Origin of the sequence: Gracilibacillus timonensis, assembly GCF_900086715.1 — a bacterium.
In the GTDB taxonomy this organism is placed as follows: Bacteria; Bacillota; Bacilli; order Bacillales; family Amphibacillaceae; genus Gracilibacillus; species Gracilibacillus timonensis.
In genome coordinates, this window is sequence record NZ_FLKH01000012.1 from 604,737 (window position 1) to 624,172 (window position 19,436).

Below are 19,436 nucleotides of genomic sequence, written 5' to 3' on the forward strand. Positions count from 1 at the left end.
GTCATAAGGGATCGGGTGGAATTTGCTGAATCAATCTTATGAACTCCCCCATAATATAACCGCTTACAAATTTGATTTTGGCAGCATAGGACGGACAAAATAGCATTTTGATCTTATTGTATAGGGATGAAACACTCCATTAAAATAAAAGATAAGCAAGAACTACACAATGGAGAGGAGATTAACAAAATGTCAGAACAAACAAGCGCTTTTAGGGCAAAGATCCAGAAGTTTGGCAGTAATTTAAGCGGAATGATCATGCCTAACATTGGTGCATTTATTGCTTGGGGGATTATTACTGCTTTGTTTATCCCTGATGGCTGGACACCAAATGAAACAATGGCACAGTTGGTAGATCCAATGATCAATTATCTATTACCATTATTGATCGGTTTTACTGGCGGGCGGGTGGTATATGGTGCCCGTGGCGGTGTAGTAGGTGCTACCGCAACGATGGGTGTGATCGTCGGCGCCGATGCACCTATGTTCTTAGGTGCTATGATTATGGGGCCTCTTGCAGGTTACTTAATGAAAAAAATTGACGAACCATTCCAATCAAGGGTTCGACAAGGGTTTGAAATGCTTTACAATAATTTTTCAGCAGGAATTCTTGCCGCATTACTAGCGATGTTGGCTGTATCTGGGGTAGGGCCGATTGTATCTAATTTAACCAGTTGGCTTGCGTCAGGTGTAGAGGCTATTATTAATGCAGGACTACTGCCTATTGCAAGTATTATCGTAGAACCAGCTAAGGCGCTATTCTTAAACAATGCGATCAACCACGGTATATTAACACCGCTTGGGGCCGACCAAGCAACTCAAGCAGGGAAATCGATTCTCTTTCTAGTAGAGGCCAACCCTGGACCTGGTTTAGGTATCTTACTAGCTTTTGCTATCTTCGGTACGGGTGTGTCGAAGTCGTCTGCTCCAGGGGCAGCTATTATTCAATTCTTAGGTGGTATTCATGAAATTTATTTCCCTTATATCTTAATGAAACCTACTTTGTTGATAGCTGCGATTTTCGGCGGCATGTCTGGTATATTCACCTTACAATTATTTGATGGCGGTTTAAGAGCAGCCGCTTCCCCTGGAAGTATTTTTGCTGTGTTGGCGATGACTCCTGGTGATAGTTATGTGGGAGTAATACTAAGTGTCATTATAGCAGCTTCGGTATCTTTTGTGATTGCCGCTTTTATCTTAAAAACATCGAAATCGTCAGAAGATGATTTGGCTGCGTCAACAGCGAAGATGGAAGCAATGAAAGGGAAGAAAAGCAGTGTGAGCAGTGCATTAACAGGAAATGATGAGAAACAAGCAGCACAAGTGGAAAAAGTGATTTTTGCCTGTGATGCGGGGATGGGATCGAGTGCTATGGGCGCTTCTTTGTTACGAAAGAAATTTAAGGACAATAATATTGATATCGAAGTAACGAATAAGGCAATTAATGAAATTCCAGCAGACGCCGATATTGTTATTACACAAGCAGCTTTGACAGAGCGTGCTAGAAGTAAACAGCCATCAGCGGAACATATTTCAGTAGATAACTTTTTAAACAGTCCTAAATATGATGAATTGGTGGAACGAATGAAAAATACGTAAACGATACTAATTGGAAAAGGGGGTGAATGGTCATGTATCTATCGGGGCGTGAAAGAAGTATCTTAGGATATTTGTTATCTAGTTCAAATCATAAAACCGTTAAGGAAATTGCTGAAAAGTTTCAAGTTAGTGCACGAACCATTCACCGTGAGTTAAGGAGACTTGAACATTCGTTATCACATGACAATGTCAAGCTAGTAAAAGAGGTTGGCAAAGGAATCATGGTGGAAGGTTCAGCAGAAAGTATAGCAGCGCTCAAGAATAAAGTGGCACAGATAACGGGAGTGGAATTAACAACAGAAGAAAGACAATCGATTTTACTGCACACCTTAATTCAATTAAATGAGCCGGTTAAATTATATACGCTATCTCTTGAGTTAGACACAACTATTCCAATGATTACACAAGATTTAGATGAAATAGCAGATCGCATAGCCAGCTTTGGTTTGGAACTAATAAGAAAAAGGGGGTATGGCGTACAGGTAAAGGGAGAAGAGGCACAGAAACGTGCGGTACTAAGCCACCTTATTTCCAGCCATATTGATTTGTTTCAATTTATAGACCGGATTAAGGCTAAAAATAAAGAGCAATCAGAAACCACAGAAACGATTGCCGATCGCTTACTTGGTTTGATTGATCCATTAAAACTGGAGTTGATTGAACAGCAAGTGCAGCAAATGCGTCATCAATTACCTTATGATTTGGCGGACGGCGCTTATATTGGTCTAATTGTTCATTTAGCCTTAGCTGTTGAACGTTTACAAAAGGGAGATACGATTCATTTTGATGAAGCGTACCGAACAGAAATTAAAAATACACCCGAACATCAAGTAGCGACTGAGATGATTGAACGATTAGGAACCGCATTTCATATGCAAATTCCACAAGACGAAGTGGGTTATATTACCATGCACCTAAGAGGGGCAAAACTACGTGAGAACCAGGATTATTTATTAGAAGATACAAGCCTTAACTTGGCATGGAAGGCAAGGGAACTTATCGAATTTGTGAATGAACACATGCAAACCCAGATTGAAGGGAATACCCAGTTTTTAAATGATTTAACGACCCACCTAAAACCTGCAATTTACCGAATTAAACAGCAGATGAATATTAATAATCCCATGCTAGCGGATATTAAACGTGATTATTTGGAATTGTATACCGTCCTGAAAGAAGGGCTGGTCACGATATTTCCAGAACTTCAGGTGCCTGATGAAGAAATTGGATATTTAGTGCTCCATTTTGCAGCTATCCTTTTACAAACAGAGGAACGACGCCATTTGCGAGTACTGGTTATTTGTTCAACTGGGATTGGTACTTCTAATATGCTTGCGAGTAAATTAAAAATAAGATTTCCTGAAATCGACAGGGCAGACCATCGATCGTTTTTTGAACTAGATCGTTCCACTGCAGAAGGCTATGATTTGGTAATATCGACCATGCCATTGGAGACAGTTGACTTAGATTATGTACTTATCTCGCCTATGTTGTCAGAAGAAGAAGCGGTAAAAGTGAAACAGCAAATTGACAAGCTTTCACTGAGAACTTCTCGTCACAGGCACAAGCTTAAAGCAGAGAATGGATCGGCATTTATTGATAATCTGCAATCGATGCAGCGCTATGCCGAGACAATTCTGGAGATTTTGCATGGTTTTACTATTTATTCGATCCCGGGTCACGATTACTTTTTGCAGGAAGTGTGTTTGATAACAGAGACAATCGGTTTGGTAACGGATAAGCAAGTATTATTCGACAAGTTAAAAGAGAGAGAAAGACATGGCGGTTTAGGGATTCCAAATTCAGATATTGCCTTGTTTCATACGAGATCAGAGATAATTCAACGTCCAAGCTTTCTCATTTTTAGCTTACCTTATTCTGTTAATGTGCAAGCCATGGATGGTTCTTACCTAGCGATTAATCGTATCCTGTTAATGCTTGCCCCAACCTCTGCACATCAAGAAGCGTTAGACATTTTAAGCCAAATTAGTGGGTTGCTTATACAGGATCAAGATACATTGCAGCTCTTTGCAAATGGTAGTGAAACGAAAATTTATCAGTATTTAAGCAGAAAATTTCAACTATTCATGAATGAAAAATCTGATATATAAGGGAGTGCCAACAATGACAAAACAAATGTTAACTGAAAACAATATTGAATTACATCAAAGCTTTGAGACAAAGGAACAAGCCATTCGACAAGTAGGACAGATTCTCTTAGATAATGGCTATATTAAGGAAACTTATATTAATAAAATGTTAGAGCGTGAGGCTCTAGTCTCTACGTACATGGGGAACTATTTGGCAATACCGCATGGTACGGAAGATGCCAAAACAGAAGTGGTAGAAACAGGATTGTCTGTCGTAACGGTGCCTGATGGTATTGACTTTGGTGATGGCAATGAAGTAAGGGTGCTGATCGGGATTGCCAGTCAAAAAGATGAGCATCTGGAGATATTGTCACAGATTGCTATTATCTGCTCAGAAGTAGAGAATGTGGAAAAGCTGGTGAATGCCTCAAAAGCAGCAGAAGTGATCGACTTATTACAAGAGGTGAATTAATATGAATGCTGTCCATTTTGGTGCAGGAAATATTGGAAGAGGCTTTATTGGATTGTTATTAGAGCAAGCTGGCTATCATATCACCTTTATCGATGTTAATCAACAACTGATTGAGGAAATAAATAAACGACAATCGTATAATGTACACTTTGCAGATGACACTAGTGAATCGCAGACGGTGCGACAGATATCCGCTGTTAACAGCAAGGAAGATCCTTTATTAGTTACACAAGCTATCGAAGAAGCAGCTATTATTACGACAGCAGTTGGTGCATCAGTATTACCGATGATTGCAAAGACGATCGCAGAAGGACTACAGCAACGCATCCATACAAATAAAACACCCTTGTCGATTATTGCCTGTGAAAATATGATTGGTGGCAGTTCCAAGCTCAAAGAAATGGTTTATCAGGAGATTACACAGGACGAAAAAGCAACATTTGATCGTTTATATCATTTCCCAGATGCTGCCGTCGATCGAATTGTGCCCAATCAGACAAATGATCATATATTGGATGTCACCGTTGAACCCTATTATGAATGGGTCGTGGATCGATCTGCAATAAAAGGGCCGGTGCCAAGGATAGAGGCGATTCACTATGTGGAAGATTTAGGGCCATATATCGAACGAAAATTATTTACCGTTAACACTGGGCATGCCGTGATTGCCTATGTGGGATACAGTAAGGGTTATACCACGATAATGGAGGCATTAAAAGACCGATCGATTCTGCAAACGGTACGAGGTGCTTTAGAGGAATCGGGGCAAGCATTGACGGAAATCTATGGTTTTGATCATCATCAGCACCAAGCTTATATGGAAAAGATAATCGAACGTTTTCAAAATCCATATCTTTCCGATGCTATCATTCGAGTGGCAAGAGGGCCGATTCGGAAGCTTGGTCCAAACGATCGTTTGGTAAAACCTGCGCTCATGTATTTAGACACTACAGGCAAACTTCCTTATCACTTGGTTACGGCCATCGCTGCTTCTCTAACTTTTTATAACGAAGCAGATGAAGAGGCTGTGCACTTGCAGGATATGATAAAAAAGCAGGGTGTAGTTGCCACCTTTGCAGAAATGAGTAAGCTATCTTTAACACACCCACTGACTGAGGCAGTGATGGAACAATACCAGTAATGTGAAAAGGTGACCCAGTTATCAGGGTCACCTTTCTTAAAATACTTGTTCTATTTCCGTTACACCAGGCACTTCAGCCATTAACGCCCGCTCAATCCCTGCTTTTAAGGTGATGGTTGAGCTAGGGCAATTACCGCATGCCCCCATTAGTCGTAAGCGTACAATACCATCTTCCACATCGACCAATTCCACATCACCGCCATCACGTAAAAGGAACGGACGCAATTTATTTAAAATTTCCTGTACTTGTTCCGTTTGTTGCTCCATCTCTTAAGGCCCCTTTCTGTTCTTGAAAGCTTTATTCGATAGTGATATGATTTCCGTAAAACCATAATCACGCCATTGATAATCATTCTCCCTTTTATTTTAGCGTTTATTATTTTATTTGTAAACGAAAGTGTGTTAAAAATAAGAGAAAAGCAAAGGCGTATCTAATGGATATAAAGGTGTGATAAGATTATGATTACGATAAAAATAGGATTTTGTGTCAAGAATTTGGCGAAAGGGACCGAGCAGGTACGCCAAAAATTATTAAAAGATCCGGATATGGATGTAGTCGAATATGGTTGCACAAGCTATTGTGGTATTTGCCGACGGTACCATGTAGCGATTGTAAACAGCCACCCGATCAAAGCGGATACACCAGAAGAACTGCTTGACCGTATTTATGACTATATTGACAATGAATTAGTCGATCAATTTTAAGAAGGGAAAGAACAGGAATGAATATACCATTCACTAAAATGCATGGACTTGGAAATAGTTATATTTTTATAAATATGTTTGAGGTTACTTTAGCAGAAGGCATATTGGCTGATCTTGCCATTGCGGCTGCCAATAAAAATACAGGGATTGGTTCGGACGGACTTATTCTGATTCATCCGACAGAGCAGGCAGATGTGGGGATGCGGATTTTTAATAAAGATGGCTCTGAAGGAAAGAACTGTGGTAATGGGTTACGTTGTGTGGCCAAATATTCGTATGAGAACAAGCTCGTTGCTAACAAACAGTTTACGATTGAAACGAAGGCGGGCAAAGTGACGGCGGAAGTGCACGGTGATCGGGAATTGATCTCGGAGGTCACGGTTGATATGGGTGAACCTATTTTGCAGCGATCGGCCATTCCAATGACAGGAGAAGACACAGCGTCGGTTGTAGCAGAACGTTTTGAAATAGATGAAAGTAAATGGGAGTTTACCGCTGTATCGATGGGGAATCCACATGGCGTGTTTTTTGTGGGGGATATTGAAGAAGCTCCTTTAACCACCTTAGGACCAAAAGTGGAAACAGATCCACGTTTTCCAGAAGGAGTAAATGTGGAATTTATTGAACAAGTAAACGAAGAAGAACTCCATTTCCGTGTATGGGAAAGAGGGTCTGGTGTGACGCAAGCCTGTGGTACAGGAGCATGCGCGGCTGTTGTCGCAGCTGTTTTAAATGACAAAGTGAGCAAAAATAAAGAAATAACCGTGCATTTAGCAGGAGGCGACCTATTTATTACTTGGGCGGAGAGTGGTCATGTCTGGATGCGTGGTGCAGCCGAAACAACCGTTGAAGGAAGTTTTCTTTGGCATAAAAAACAAAAAAATTGAATTCATCGCTAGCTGTTTGTATACTTAATTACAGAAACGTTTGTTAACTAAATGGGAAAGGAGTTTTCCAATGATTTTAAATATTACTGATGATGCAAGATTACAGATAAAAGAGATGATGAAAGAAGAGGATGCCGACCGTGTTCGTCTGCGTTTTGGTGTGAAAGGCGGTGGCTGTAGTGGTCTTTCCTATTCACTGGGATTTGATTATGATGTAAATGAAGAATTAGATCACACAGAGACGTCGAATGGTATCCCGATCATCATCCAAAAATTCGATATTGATGTGATCGAAGGCACTAAAATAGATTATAAACAAAACATGATGGGTGGCGGCTTTACCATTGATAACCCGAACGCGATTGTGTCCTGTGGCTGTGGCTCTTCTTTTAAGGCAAAAGCACGAGAAGGAACACCGGAGAATTGTTAAAAAAATAATGCTTTTTAAGCGATCCGCAACCCTTACCCACACTGTCTAGTAGTGAGGGTTTACAACCTCTTTGGTAGATAATGTTAAAATGCCAAAGGGGTTTTTTGTAGAAAAAAGCATATAATTATTGATAGGAAGTCGTGTGCCAGCTGAAGAGGGTGAACCAACTGTAAAATGTAAAGAAAATGAAAAGTAAGTTGGCTAATCAACTAGAATCAGTAGGATGTATGACAGAAGATGAAAAAGGCAGATTCCTTATTTAGAAGGCGACATATGATGAAAGGTTATTTATGAAAACAGGCGAAGGGCCCTATGACTTTACAAACCCTTCGCCTTTTTCTGGTTACGCGACCATCTTAAAACATGCTTGTTGAGTGTTTCGGCTGAATTCTAGCCTTTGGATCCATGTAGGATTTGGCATTATTAACAGCCGTTGGTCCCTCACCAAAGCCAGAAGCAATCAAGTTTACTTTACCTGGATAGGTACAAATATCACCAGCTGCATATATACCAGGAATGTTGGTTTCCATTTTTGAATTGACGACAATGCTGTTTTTATCAATTTCCAGTCCCCAATTCTTAATCGGACCAAGTGATGAGATAAATCCATAGTTAACAAGAACATGGTCAATATCCAAAATGATTTCTTTATCCCCTTTGACTTCTTTTAAACGAACTTGCTCAATCAAATGATCCCCGATTAAACTCTCAGGAACATAAGGTGTAAGTAAATTAACTCGAGAATTCATCAGGTTTTCGACACTCGCTTCATGAGCTCGGAAGGTATCACGACGGTGTACTAAGGATACTTCTTTGGCAATCGGCTCTAGCATAAGGGCCCAATCGACCGCAGAGTCTCCACCGCCAAACAAGACGACACGCTGATCTCTAAACTTGTCCATATTATCGACGAAATAATGGAGATTGCCCTCTTCATGAGCTTCGGCATTATCTATCGTTAACTTTCTTGGCTGAAAAGCACCGTTACCACCTGTGATAATGATCACCTTTGTATAATGCTCTTCTGTGGGTGTTACAATGCGGAAAGTCTCGTCATCTAAACGTTCTACTTGTTCAACAGATTGATTTAAGACAATTTCCGGCTCGAATAAATCGGTTTGTTCCTTTAGGTTATCGACTAATTCTTGTGCACGGACCTTTGGAAAGCCTGCGACATCATAAATATATTTTTCAGGATACAAGGCACTTAACTGTCCACCGATTTGTGGTAGACTTTCAATGATTTTGACAGAAGACTGTCGTAATCCACCATAAAAAGCAGTAAACAAGCCGACAGGACCAGCGCCTATCACCGTTATATCATAAACTTCTTTTGACATTTCTTGATTTCCCCCTTAATGCAACGCTCAACGATTTTTATTTTAACATAATTTCATATAAAGTGTCATACTTTATTACTTGCTAATTGAGAATTTTTATCACAATGCTAATCGTCCGTAAATCCTCATTTCAAGATGCCAAAACCAAAGAAGCTAAGTAGGGAAGGTGGAAGTAGACAAAGTTCGCTGTACTAGCGCTTCCTGCGCGTTGAAAATTTCCATATAGGATAGTTTCACTTTATCATGATAAAAATTATTAGTACTAAATCATCATCAAGGGTTGAAAAATGTTGAAAAAAAGTCTAACATATTAAAAGGGATGAATTCTTCTCGTTGATTTGTTAGAGCATTTTACGTGAAGAATATCACGAGCTATTATAGAAAATATTTAATAATGGATGTGAAGAAGATGGGTCAACCAAAAATTGTTGTTTTAGGTGCGGGGTATGGTGGTTTAACAACCGTTACAAAGTTACAAAAAAAGCTAGGGGTAAATGACGCGCAAATTACTCTTGTCAACAAGAATGACTATCACTATGAGTCAACGTGGCTGCACGAAGTATCTGCTGGTACAATTGCGCCGGATAAGGGGCGTTTTAAAATTACGGACGTGATTAATTCAGCGACGGTTAATTTTGTGCAGGATACCGTAACAGCTATCAAACCTGATGAGAAAAAGGTGGAGTTAGAAGATGGTGAATTGGATTATGATTACCTAGTTGTTGCGTTAGGTTTTGAGGCCGCTACTTTCGGTATTCCTGGATTATTGGAGAATGCCTTAACGATTGGCAGCATTAACAAGGCTAGATTAATTCGTGAGCATATCGAATACCAATTTGCCCAGTACAATAATGAAGCAGAAGCAAAACAGGAACGCTTAAACATTGTTGTAGGTGGAGGTGGATTCACTGGTATTGAATTTGTCGGTGAAGTAGCCAACCAAATTCCGAAATGGTGTGAAGAATTCGACATTGATCGTAGTAAAGTGCGTTTAATTGTAGTAGAAGCAATGGATACGATTATGCCTGGATTTGACCCTGCATTAATTGAATATGCAATGAACTCACTAGAAGGACGTGGAGTAGAATTCAAGCTTGGTGCGTTCTTAAAAGAAGTACGAGCGGATGGCATTACGATTGAGCAAAATGGCGAGAAAGAAGATATTCCAACGATGACAACCGTATGGGCAGCAGGTGTACGAGCTAATCATTTAGTAGAAGAGTCGGTCTTAGAGGATAATCGTGGTAAGGTGGAAGTATCTGCTGAATTACGTGCACCGTCTCATCCAGAGGTCTTTGTTGTTGGAGACTGTGCCTTAATATGGAATAAAGAAATTGATCGCCCATATCCACCAACTGCACAGATCGCTATGCAACAAGCAGAAACTTGTGCACATAATCTTATTACCTTAGTAAAAGGTGATGGAGAATTACATGGATTTGAATTTAACGATCGCGGAACGGTTTGTTCATTAGGTGAAAATGATGCGATGGGTTCCATTTTTGGCGGTAAGAAGATCTATGGCTGGACAGCCACCGTCATGAAGAAAGTCATCGATAATCGTGCCCTACTGAAAACAGGCGGCATCGGTCTGATGTTGAAAAAAGGTAAATTCAATATTTTCACTTCTAAATAAGAACAATCGAGCAAAGCAGAGGAGAGGATACCCTCTGCTTTTGCTCTTCCATCTGAAAGGAATCAAGACATGAAAAAAGTGATATTTAGTGTGGAAGTTGTTGATTTATCTTGTGATGAGGAAGAATGTCCATTATTTAAGTTACAATCGTATGAACAGGATTGCACTCTGACCTGTCTCATTATACAATGTTAGCAGAGGTTGTTAGAAGTGAAAGAAATGTGTGATCAAAGAGGAGCAGACAGATGATACAACTTTTTATTTCCGTGCTTTTGTTTTTTGTGTTATTTTTCGGTATCAGTTTTATTCTTAATATGATTTTAAGGCAGACTTGGCTGATGGCCTTTGTATTCCCGATTATTGTCGTTTTGATTGTGGATACGTTCTCCTTTTTTACTTATTTTACAGATCCAGGATTTGCCTTTACCACATTAGGTAGAGAATTTGCAGCATTAGGTGTTCAGGATATCGTTATTTTATCGTCAGGATTTATTGGAACCATTGTAGCAGGCTTTGTGATCAGATTCTTACGTAAGAATGGTTATCAAATGTTTTAATGTAGTAGAAAAGGTATATTTAATAACAGGAAGGAAAAGATGACATCTAAAAAGGTGTGATCTTTTATGTTTTTAAAGAAAGTGTCAAAAAGCGGATTGCTCATCATGTTATGGTTTTGGGCACTTATTGCAAGTTTCACGATGATTACCAATTTATCTGCCTTCGAGGTATTAAATGGTTTTCAAGAAACAGCTCAGCCGTCTGTTAAACAAACGGCATTACATACATCGGACATGGCTTCTCCACAAGAAACAATAGAAAACAAGCGACGCGCTGGGCAAACACAAAAAGAAAAGGAGTCGGAACACCTCCTTTTCTTTAGAACAACGGATATAACAAGAATGCCAAAATAATACCTGTTAAACCACCGAAAAATACTTCAATAGGTTGATGGCCTAATAATTCTTTTAATTCTTTTTGTTTTTGATATTCTCCTTTTTGTGCCCAACCTTTTGCTTCAGATAAGAAACGGTTAAAATCCTTGACTAGCATATTTAGTAAAATAGCTTGTTCACCAGCTTGCCTACGAATACCGGTGGCATCAAACATGATGATAACAGCTAGTACACATGAAACGGCAAACAGGCCTGAGGAAACACCGTGTTCGATCCCTATACCGGTTGTTACAGCAGTAACTGCTGCCGAATGACTGCTGGGCATGCCTCCCGTACTGAAGGCTAGGCCTGGTTTAAATTCCTTTGTAGCAACAAAATGAAGGGGGACTTTCACTGTTTGTGCAAAGATTATCCCAATTAAAGCCGCCCAAAGTGGATAATTCGTGAAAATTTCCAAAACATAACATCCTCTCTATCTCTAAAAAAACGCTCTAATGATTAGCGATTATAAACAGGTATCGCTAGTTTTCTAAACCCCTCATCTCACGTTGCCTCATTCATAAATTGAGCTGGTCGTTGCTTGCAGAGACCATTTACTTATTTAATAGCTGCTTCTAATGACACCTCAATCATGTCGTTAAAGGTTGTTTGTCGTTCTTCGGCTGTTGTTTCTTCACCTGTAATAATGTGGTCCGATACGGTTAGGACAGAGAGTGCCTGTCGATTAAATTTAGCTGCTAAGGTATACAAGGCAGTGGTTTCCATTTCGATCGCCAGCACATTATATTGATCCAATAGAGCGAGCATTTCTTTCATATTATCACGATAAAAACTATCACTTGTAAACACATTCCCGACTCTTAAGGCAAGCCCTTTATCTGTGCCCGTATCATATGCCTTTTTCAGCAAATCAAAAGAAGCGGTCGGTGCATAATCAATACCGCCGAAAACCATGCGATTCATTTGCGAATCGGTAGAAGAGGTGCTTGCTAGAATAACATCCCGAACCTTGACATCTTTTTGAATTGCCCCACAGCTTCCGACCCGAATCAAGTTTTTGACATCATAGCTTTGGATTAATTCATTGACATAGATGGAGATAGACGGAACGCCCATCCCTGTTCCTTGTACAGAGATTTTTTGGCCTTTATAGGTACCAGTGTAACCATACATGCCGCGAACTTCATTGTAGCAGTTTACATTCTCCAGGAATTTTTCTGCAATATATTTTGCACGAAGCGGATCGCCAGGCAGTAAAATAGTATCAGCAATTTCTCCTTGTTTTGCTCCAATATGTACACTCATTGGGATAGAACCTCCTTCATAATGGTTATTGTAGGGATAGAAACACGAGTAACGGTAACTTCCATAAATAAAAATTATCACAAAGTCCCGATAATTACAAACAGAAGCGTAAGAGATGTGAAAGATATGGAATTTGTACCAATAAAGAAGGTGATTTTGTTTCTAATTTTCTCATTATCGTATATAATGGGAGTAGTAAGCTTTTTTATATTAACAAAAGAGAGTTTGCTTTCTTGTGAGCTGATTCATCTTTTGGAAAGAAAGCGCTATCATTAAGTATACTGGAGGAGGAAGTGCAATATGAAGGAGCAATCGTTTCATATCGAAAGCGACACTGGAATTCATGCAAGGCCAGCTACATTACTTGTGAATAAAGCTGGTCAATATGAATCACACATTGAATTACATTATAATGGAAAAACAGTTAACTTAAAATCAATCATGGGGGTTATGTCACTAGGTGTACCACAAGGTGCCGATGTGAGAATTACCGTCGATGGTAATGATGAAGAACATGCCATGGAAGGGATCGCAGCAACCATTGCAGAACAGTTTGACAAATAGAACAGGGGCTGATCCAAGCCCTTGTTTTTTTGTAAGTAAAGCATGTAATCCAATCCTTGGTATAATAGGACTTGTTTCATTGATTGGATAGGTGCTCTTGATCCATTTACACGAATGGATCAAACAAGGTATTATCAGAAAATTATGCGAGCAAAGACTTGCTTATCACACGTTTTTTCTTATTTGAAAGTATAAATCCTTGATATCATAAGATTTGAAACTATTTTAGCCTTGATCGCTCTGGTTATCTTGTTCAACGTCATTTTTCTAAGGTATCCTTTGTCGATATGTGATACAATGAATGGTATAATGCTTGTTTACAAAGGAACGTGATAACTATGATGGAATTTCTCTATTTTCCCGAGGATAAAAGTTTGTATATACCTGCTGTCATCACCTTGATCATTTTTGTGACAGGAGCAATAGTGACCATGTCACTGATCAAGAAAGCGGCAAAAAAAGAACAGCAGAAATTTGAGCAAGAGTATCAAGATATGGATCGGCATGATTAGAATCGCTTCGGTCCGTCCATAATAAAGGATGGATAATGAAGAAGAGAGGCGAATAATGATGCGAATCAGGCTGATTATGTTTGTGATAATGATCGTATTGCTAACAGCGTGCCAAGAAAATGAACGTTCACCACTAGAAGTTCGCTTATATAATGCAGATAAGGACGCGGTAGGAACGGCCAGATTTAATGAGTTAGAAGATAATGTAGCAGTACAAATAAAGGTAGAGGGACTGGAACCAGGTTTGCATGGTGTTCATATTCATGAATATGCCAAATGTGAAGGGCCAGATTTCGAAAGTGCGGGCAATCATTTTAATCCGGAAGGGAAGGAGCACGGGTTGATGAATCCAGATGGTGCCCACTTAGGTGATATGCCTAACCTTGAAGCAGGGCAGGATGGCACTGCGGATGTAGAATTCGATTTACCTGGAGCGACATTAATGGATGGAAATAACTCTCTGCTAAGGGAGGATGGTACATCGATTATTATCCATGCTGATCAAGATGACGGTGTTTCCCAGCCTGGAGGTAACTCAGGAGCACGTATTGTCTGTGGAGAAATCACCTTGAAAAATCAGCCGGAGGAAGAGGCCACGGATCCAACTGAGACGAATAATAAAGAGGAGTGAGGGAATTCCCTCACTCCTCTTTATTTTCGTGCTTCCAGTGCATAGATAATACGCGATGTTCCTTCTTGTACAACGGAAAGCGGACAAGCTACATTCATACGCATAAAGCCATTGCCTTCTTCTCCGAAAGAAGCGCCATCATTGAGTCCAACTTTCGCCTCTTTCTGCAAGAAATCCTTTAATTGATCTTGATCCAGTTGTAATGATCGAAAATCAAACCAGATCAGATAGGTTCCCTCAGGCTGAAAAACGTTCACATCGGATCGTTCCTGAAATGCCTCTATTACGTGATCAATATTGGTTTGCAGTTGCACAAGTAGTTGATCAAGCCATTCGCTACCGTTAGTATAGGCGGCATCAAGTGCAGTTACCCCCATGGTATTGATATGGTTGGCCCCTTGTTTATGGAACATCTTCTCTAATTCCGTCCTTTTTTGTTTATCTGAGACAATCACAAACGAAGCTTGAAGTCCTGCTAGATTAAAGGTTTTTGTCGGGGACATACAGGTGATAATATTGCCCTGCATATCATTATCCACTGTAGCCGTCGGAATATGCTTGTTTGGGGAAAAGACAAGATCAGCATGTATTTCATCGGAAAAAATCATGACATGGTATTGTTTACACAAGTTTACCATCTTTGTTAATTCCTCTTTAGTCCAAACCCGTCCTACCGGATTATGCGGGTTACATAAGATGAAGGCCTTAACTCCTTGTTTTAATTGCTTTTCAAAATCGTCAAAATCGATTTCATAGTGTTGATTATTTAAACGTAATTGATTTTTGACAAGTGTTCGTTCGTGTTTCTCCACTATGTCATAAAAAGGAGGATAAACCGGTGTTTGGATTAGTACCTTATCACCCTTCTCTGTAAAAGTTTGCATGGCCATCTGTAAGGTGGTAATGACACCAGGGCTGTACATGATATCTTGTTTTTTAATCTGCCAATCATGACGTTCTGCCAGCCAGTTACTTACGGTTTGATCTAATGCCGAGTCGGTAATTGTATAACCGAATACACCGTGTTGTGCTCGTTTAACTAAGGCATCTTTTACTGCTGGCGGAACTTCGAAGTCCATATCGGCTACCCACATGGGCAGCACGTCGTCTGCGCCATATAATGTCTTTATCAAATCCCATTTTGCGGCTCGTGTATTTCGTCTTTCAATTTTGTTTTCAAACGAAAAAGTCATTTCATCCTGCACTCCTAACTTGTATAAATCCTATACATTATTCCATCATATCACTTGTCGAGGAAAAAGTCTTTCGATGCAATGCGGCATCTAGGTGATAATATGCAAAAAAAAGAGCAAAGCGGAAAAACGCTTTGCCATCTAAGGGGAATACGAGAAAGTCTTACACATTAATACTATGCCCGATTTTCATAAATGCTAAACCTACTTATACGCATTTTTTGGCAGAATATTTCATTTGCTATGTTCGTGTGCTTAAGCCGGCCACACGAATAAATGGATAATCGTTAGAGTAACAGCCCCGAGAATATAGAACAAAACAAGTAGGGGCATTACCCAGCGTAGCCAAACGGTCCATGGTATTTTTGCGATGGCCAGAGAAGCCATTAGTACACCGGTAGTTGGTGTGATTGCGTTCGAGATACCGTCGCCAAACTGGAACGCCATGACGGCCGTTTGACGATTCACACCTGTAAGATCCGATAATGGTGTCACAAGCGGCATTGTCAGGGCAGCTTGACCACTTCCAGATGGGACGAAAAAGTTAATAAAGCTCTGCATCAGATAGATCCCCATCGCTGAAAACGTGGTAGGAAGCTGACTAACCAGGTTGGAGGCGGTGAATAAGATCGTGTCAATTGTCTTGCTTTCTTCGAGTACAACGAGGATCCCGAAGGCAAAACCAACCACTAATGCTCCGACTATCAGGTCTTTACAGCCATTAATAAACGCTTCGGCAATTTGATTGACACGTAAGCGACCGATAAATCCAGCGAATACGCCCATCACTAAGAAGAGAGAGGCGATCTCCATGATATACCAATGAAAGTAGATAACGCCAATGGCTAACATGATGATAGAAGCAATTAATAATCCAATAATGATCCATTGTCTCGTTGTTAGCCTTGTTTCGTGCTCTGGGAATGTTTCCGTGATCGTTCGCTGCTGATCGATTTTATACATTGAGCTTTTTTCAGGATTTTTTTTGATCTTTTTTGCATAAAGCATGACAAAAATAATACTAATAGAAACAAAAATGATCCATATGATAAAGCGTACTCCCATACCTGAGAATTGTGGTAGTTCTGCAATTCCTTGAGCTACACCAATTGTAAATGGGTTCATAAAGGAAGCGGTAAAACCTATGCAGGATCCGATAATCACCATTCCTGCACCGACCAAAGAATCAAAACCTAGTTTCAGCGCCAGTGGAACCAAGATCATGATAAACGGTATGGTTTCTTCTGACATGCCAAAAGTTCCGCCGCCCAGAGCGAACAATAGCATGACAATGGGGATCAGATAAACTTCTTTGCTGGCTAATTTGGTTGCTACACTGGCAAATCCTGTTTCGATGGCTTGGGTAGCACTCAAAATACCAAATGCCCCGCCCACAATAAAAATAAAGAAGATAATCTCGGCACCTTGAACCATTCCTTTATGAACGGCCTCAAAAATGCCAAAAAATCCGGTCGGGTTGGAGCTGACTGCTTGATACGTTCCATCAATCACAACCGTTCTTCCTTGTTCATTCATTTCACGTTCAAATTCTCCCGCAGGTATGATATAGGTTAATAAGGACGTTAGAATAATAAGTCCAAATAATAGGACAAATACATGGGGGAATGTAAATTTCTTTTTAATTTTGTTTTCAGTAGATGGTGCATGGCCATCACTCATTTTCTTACTCCTCCTTGGGTGGTTCACTATTGCATTTTTTCGAAAAGAAACAGGTAGTTTACCCTTTCAAACATAAACTACCTGTTACGATGGGTGTATACCTTATGATTGGCGGTTAAACGCCTCTTTAATCGCATGTAGTAAATCTTTATTGGCGATAATATCGTAACCAGTGTGAGCTAAGGAAAGTACTGCGTCATGAATTGCTGCTTCGCCATCAGGAGTCATCGTTTTATCAGCGAACTCCTTGGTGTGAAACACAAGCCCGGGTTCATTCAGGCCGACAAAAGGGTGGATCGCAGGTACTACCTTGCTGACATTTCCCATATCCGCTGATCCCGTTGCTGGTACTGCAGGGTAGACAGGATTGGCGCTGTATGTCTTTAGATGTTTGGTAAACGCAGCGGACAGGGGTTGGTTAGTTACCATATTATCATAGCTTAATTCATAATTTGATATCGTCAAATCAGCTCCTGTCATTGAAGAGGCACCTTCCGCAATACGTTTTACCTTGGTAACAACGTCATCTAATACCTCCCGCTGATTGGCACGAATATAAAATTGTGCCACGGCTTCTGCCGGAACGATTCCAGCAGCTTCACCGCCTTTGGTAATAATACCATGCATTTTTACATCGGAAGGGACATGTTGTCGCAATGCATTGATGCCATTAAATAATTGAATGACGGCATCTAATGCATTAATCCCTTGTTCGGGTGCCGCTGCTGCATGGGCTGCTTGTCCTTGATAGGCGAACTGAAGAGCATCCATCGCCAACATTGGTCCACTTTCAGAAGAAACATCTGCCCCGTGCACCATCATTGCTACATCAATATCATCGAACGTGCCTTGTTCACTCATCGGCACCTTAGCACCATTGGTTTCCTCCGCTGGTGTACCAAGCACCACTACTTTTCCGCCAATTTCTTCAATCTGTTTACGGAGCATAACGCCAGCTCCAACCGCGAAAGTGGCAATTAAATTATGGCCACAGCCATGTCCGATGCTTGGTAAGGCATCGTATTCTGCTAGATAGGCAATGGTTGGTCCAGGTTTATCACTGGAGAATTCTGCTCGAAAAGCCGTTGGTCGTTGCACAATCCCGGTTTCTACATCAAAATCATAGGAACGTAGATAATCAACTAGCAATTTCATCGATTGGTATTCTTGATCCCCTAATTCGGGGTTTTCAAATAGTTGTTTGCGAATTTGGAATAATTCATCTTGGATGTCTTCAAAGTCTTTCTTTAGTGTCATGTTGCGCCTCCTAAAAAGATTCAATCGTTTTGCATTATATCATAAGGAAGTCTGCACAGAAAAGAAGAATATCCTCACTGGTTTTACCTGGTAATACTTCCAGCAACTCAGCCTAAGTTTCTGCTTTTTTGAATGTGTCAGTGCTTGGGATTAGGCATTTTATGTATAGTATGTTAACATTATTCGTTGTTTAAAAAAAGAAGAAGCGGCTATAAATAGAAGAGAGGGGTGTAAATGGTGACCGTTAAATATCAAGTCGGAGATATAGTAGAAGGTATAGTGACAGGCGTACAGCCATATGGAGCCTTTGTTTCTATCGATCAGGACACACAGGGATTGATCCATATATCTGAAGTAACGAATGGTTTTGTCAAAGATATTCATGCATATATACAAGAGGGCGAAACCATTAAAGTAAAAATAATTGAAATGGACAATAAGGAGAATAAATTGGCGCTATCGATTCGAGCGATTGAGGATCAATTAAAAAAAGAAAGTGTGATTGCAGATAAAGAAGGCGAACATGGCTTTCATACTTTAAAGGACAAGCTGCAAGAATGGATTAAACAATCAGAATAAGCAACATCAACCCACCTGACTGTTAACAGGTGGGTTGATGGAGATTAAGCCGTTTGCCGTTGTTCATTTTTAAATAGAAAGGCAATACTTGCTAATCCTGCGATTCCGACAATCGTGTAAATAATCCGCGAAATCATCCCAGCTTGACTTCCGCCTCCAAACAGAGACGCTACTAAATCGTATTGAAATAGACCAATTAATCCCCAGTTAATCGCACCGACAATAATAAGAATTAAGGCTAATTTTTTCATGATGGTCCTCCTTTCTTTATTTTTCAAAGTGTAAGCCGTAAGACTTCCATCAATAAACATTTCAGTTCTAAGTGGAAGCATGAACGGCTTGATTAGTTTGATAAACATGCAGTGGGTTTTCCCATTATGCGCTGTTATTGTATGGATATGCAGAAAAATTATACAACATTTCTGTTAATTGCTGATAAAAACAGTCATAATGATAAAAAAATTGTCATTATCCTAGTAGATAGCTTGATTTAACGAACAGGATTCGGTACATTAAAGGGAG

Annotated in this window: 22 protein-coding genes; 14 read left to right on the forward strand and 8 right to left on the reverse strand. The window is 40.1% G+C overall.

Annotated elements, in window-relative coordinates; all coding sequences use genetic code 11:
* Positions 1-189: 189 nt before the first annotated feature.
* Genes BN6556_RS13945 through BN6556_RS13960 form a run of 4 tightly spaced genes read left to right on the forward strand, consistent with a single transcriptional unit; the run spans position 190 to position 5,302 of the window.
* Positions 190-1,599, forward strand: a complete 1,410-nt coding sequence (locus BN6556_RS13945; protein ID WP_066192563.1) for a PTS mannitol transporter subunit IICB — start codon at positions 190-192, stop codon at positions 1,597-1,599.
* 32 nt (positions 1,600-1,631) lie between these two features.
* Positions 1,632-3,710: a BglG family transcription antiterminator gene (locus BN6556_RS13950; RefSeq protein WP_066192565.1), complete on the forward strand. Its 2,079-nt coding sequence runs from the start codon at positions 1,632-1,634 to the stop codon at positions 3,708-3,710.
* 13 nt (positions 3,711-3,723) lie between these two features.
* The gene (locus BN6556_RS13955; protein ID WP_066192567.1) at positions 3,724-4,161 is read left to right on the forward strand and encodes a PTS sugar transporter subunit IIA; all 438 of its coding nucleotides are present in this window, start codon (positions 3,724-3,726) and stop codon (positions 4,159-4,161) included.
* 1 nt (position 4,162) lies between these two features.
* Positions 4,163-5,302, forward strand: a complete 1,140-nt coding sequence (locus BN6556_RS13960) for a mannitol-1-phosphate 5-dehydrogenase (protein WP_066192569.1) — start codon at positions 4,163-4,165, stop codon at positions 5,300-5,302.
* Positions 5,303-5,338: 36 nt separating this feature from the next.
* Here BN6556_RS13960 and BN6556_RS13965 read toward each other — a convergent pair whose 3' ends face one another.
* On the reverse strand, positions 5,339-5,569 hold the full coding sequence (locus BN6556_RS13965; protein WP_066192571.1) for a NifU family protein: 231 nt from the start codon (positions 5,567-5,569) through the stop codon (positions 5,339-5,341).
* Positions 5,570-5,761: 192 nt separating this feature from the next.
* Here BN6556_RS13965 and BN6556_RS13970 point away from each other — a divergent pair, with 192 nt between their 5' ends.
* The 3 genes from BN6556_RS13970 (at position 5,762) to BN6556_RS13980 (ending at position 7,324) form a co-directional block, all read left to right on the forward strand.
* Positions 5,762-6,007: a DUF1450 domain-containing protein gene (locus BN6556_RS13970; protein WP_066192573.1), complete on the forward strand. Its 246-nt coding sequence runs from the start codon at positions 5,762-5,764 to the stop codon at positions 6,005-6,007.
* Positions 6,008-6,024: 17 nt separating this feature from the next.
* Entirely contained in the window at positions 6,025-6,894 is an 870-nt protein-coding gene (dapF, locus tag BN6556_RS13975) for a diaminopimelate epimerase (RefSeq protein WP_066192575.1), read from the forward strand.
* A 70-nt stretch (positions 6,895-6,964) separates the two neighbouring features.
* Entirely contained in the window at positions 6,965-7,324 is a 360-nt protein-coding gene (locus BN6556_RS13980) for a HesB/IscA family protein (RefSeq protein WP_066192577.1), read from the forward strand.
* Positions 7,325-7,680: 356 nt separating this feature from the next.
* Here BN6556_RS13980 and BN6556_RS13985 read toward each other — a convergent pair whose 3' ends face one another.
* Entirely contained in the window at positions 7,681-8,664 is a 984-nt protein-coding gene (locus BN6556_RS13985; protein ID WP_066192579.1) for an NAD(P)/FAD-dependent oxidoreductase, read from the reverse strand.
* Positions 8,665-9,073: 409 nt separating this feature from the next.
* On the opposite strand from BN6556_RS13985, the gene BN6556_RS13990 reads away from it, so the two are divergent.
* From BN6556_RS13990 to BN6556_RS14000, 3 genes are all read left to right on the forward strand, one after another.
* Positions 9,074-10,300, forward strand: a complete 1,227-nt coding sequence (locus BN6556_RS13990) for an NAD(P)/FAD-dependent oxidoreductase (protein ID WP_066192581.1) — start codon at positions 9,074-9,076, stop codon at positions 10,298-10,300.
* A gap of 245 nt (positions 10,301-10,545) precedes the next feature.
* Entirely contained in the window at positions 10,546-10,857 is a 312-nt protein-coding gene (locus tag BN6556_RS13995) for a YuiB family protein (protein WP_066192583.1), read from the forward strand.
* A 66-nt stretch (positions 10,858-10,923) separates the two neighbouring features.
* Positions 10,924-11,211 (forward strand): hypothetical protein, encoded by a 288-nt coding sequence (locus BN6556_RS14000; RefSeq protein WP_066192585.1) that lies wholly within the window; start codon positions 10,924-10,926, stop codon positions 11,209-11,211.
* On the opposite strand, the gene BN6556_RS14005 is transcribed toward BN6556_RS14000, so the two are convergent.
* Positions 11,177-11,650 (reverse strand): divergent PAP2 family protein, encoded by a 474-nt coding sequence (locus BN6556_RS14005; protein ID WP_066192587.1) that lies wholly within the window; start codon positions 11,648-11,650, stop codon positions 11,177-11,179. The two genes, BN6556_RS14000 and BN6556_RS14005, sit on opposite strands and share 35 nt — an antisense overlap.
* Before the next feature lie 140 nt (positions 11,651-11,790).
* Positions 11,791-12,498 (reverse strand): purine-nucleoside phosphorylase, encoded by a 708-nt coding sequence (deoD, locus tag BN6556_RS14010; RefSeq protein ID WP_066192589.1) that lies wholly within the window; start codon positions 12,496-12,498, stop codon positions 11,791-11,793.
* A 300-nt stretch (positions 12,499-12,798) separates the two neighbouring features.
* Here deoD and BN6556_RS14015 point away from each other — a divergent pair, with 300 nt between their 5' ends.
* The 3 genes from BN6556_RS14015 (at position 12,799) to BN6556_RS14020 (ending at position 14,205) form a co-directional block, all read left to right on the forward strand.
* Positions 12,799-13,062, forward strand: coding sequence for a phosphocarrier protein HPr (locus BN6556_RS14015; protein WP_066192591.1), 264 nt, complete (start codon positions 12,799-12,801; stop codon positions 13,060-13,062).
* A 338-nt stretch (positions 13,063-13,400) separates the two neighbouring features.
* Positions 13,401-13,574 (forward strand): hypothetical protein, encoded by a 174-nt coding sequence (locus BN6556_RS22315; protein WP_162840600.1) that lies wholly within the window; start codon positions 13,401-13,403, stop codon positions 13,572-13,574.
* A 55-nt stretch (positions 13,575-13,629) separates the two neighbouring features.
* Positions 13,630-14,205: a superoxide dismutase family protein gene (locus BN6556_RS14020; protein WP_066192593.1), complete on the forward strand. Its 576-nt coding sequence runs from the start codon at positions 13,630-13,632 to the stop codon at positions 14,203-14,205.
* Between the two features lie 20 nt (positions 14,206-14,225).
* Here the strand turns inward: BN6556_RS14020 and BN6556_RS14025 are convergent, their stop codons facing one another.
* From BN6556_RS14025 to BN6556_RS14035, 3 genes are all read right to left on the reverse strand, one after another.
* On the reverse strand, positions 14,226-15,398 hold the full coding sequence (locus tag BN6556_RS14025) for a MalY/PatB family protein (RefSeq protein ID WP_066192595.1): 1,173 nt from the start codon (positions 15,396-15,398) through the stop codon (positions 14,226-14,228).
* A 255-nt stretch (positions 15,399-15,653) separates the two neighbouring features.
* Positions 15,654-17,078 carry a YfcC family protein gene (locus BN6556_RS14030; RefSeq protein ID WP_066192597.1) on the reverse strand — a complete coding sequence of 475 codons (1,425 nt, stop codon included), beginning with the start codon at positions 17,076-17,078 and terminating at the stop codon, positions 15,654-15,656.
* Between the two features lie 102 nt (positions 17,079-17,180).
* Positions 17,181-18,335: a M20 family metallopeptidase gene (locus BN6556_RS14035; protein ID WP_066192599.1), complete on the reverse strand. Its 1,155-nt coding sequence runs from the start codon at positions 18,333-18,335 to the stop codon at positions 17,181-17,183.
* A 234-nt stretch (positions 18,336-18,569) separates the two neighbouring features.
* Between BN6556_RS14035 and yugI the strand changes: the two genes are divergently transcribed.
* Positions 18,570-18,914 (forward strand): S1 domain-containing post-transcriptional regulator GSP13, encoded by a 345-nt coding sequence (gene yugI / locus BN6556_RS14040; RefSeq protein ID WP_066192603.1) that lies wholly within the window; start codon positions 18,570-18,572, stop codon positions 18,912-18,914.
* Between the two features lie 44 nt (positions 18,915-18,958).
* Here the strand turns inward: yugI and BN6556_RS14045 are convergent, their stop codons facing one another.
* The gene (locus tag BN6556_RS14045) at positions 18,959-19,165 is read right to left on the reverse strand and encodes a DUF378 domain-containing protein (RefSeq protein WP_066192605.1); all 207 of its coding nucleotides are present in this window, start codon (positions 19,163-19,165) and stop codon (positions 18,959-18,961) included.
* Between the last annotated feature and the right edge of the window lie 271 nt (positions 19,166-19,436).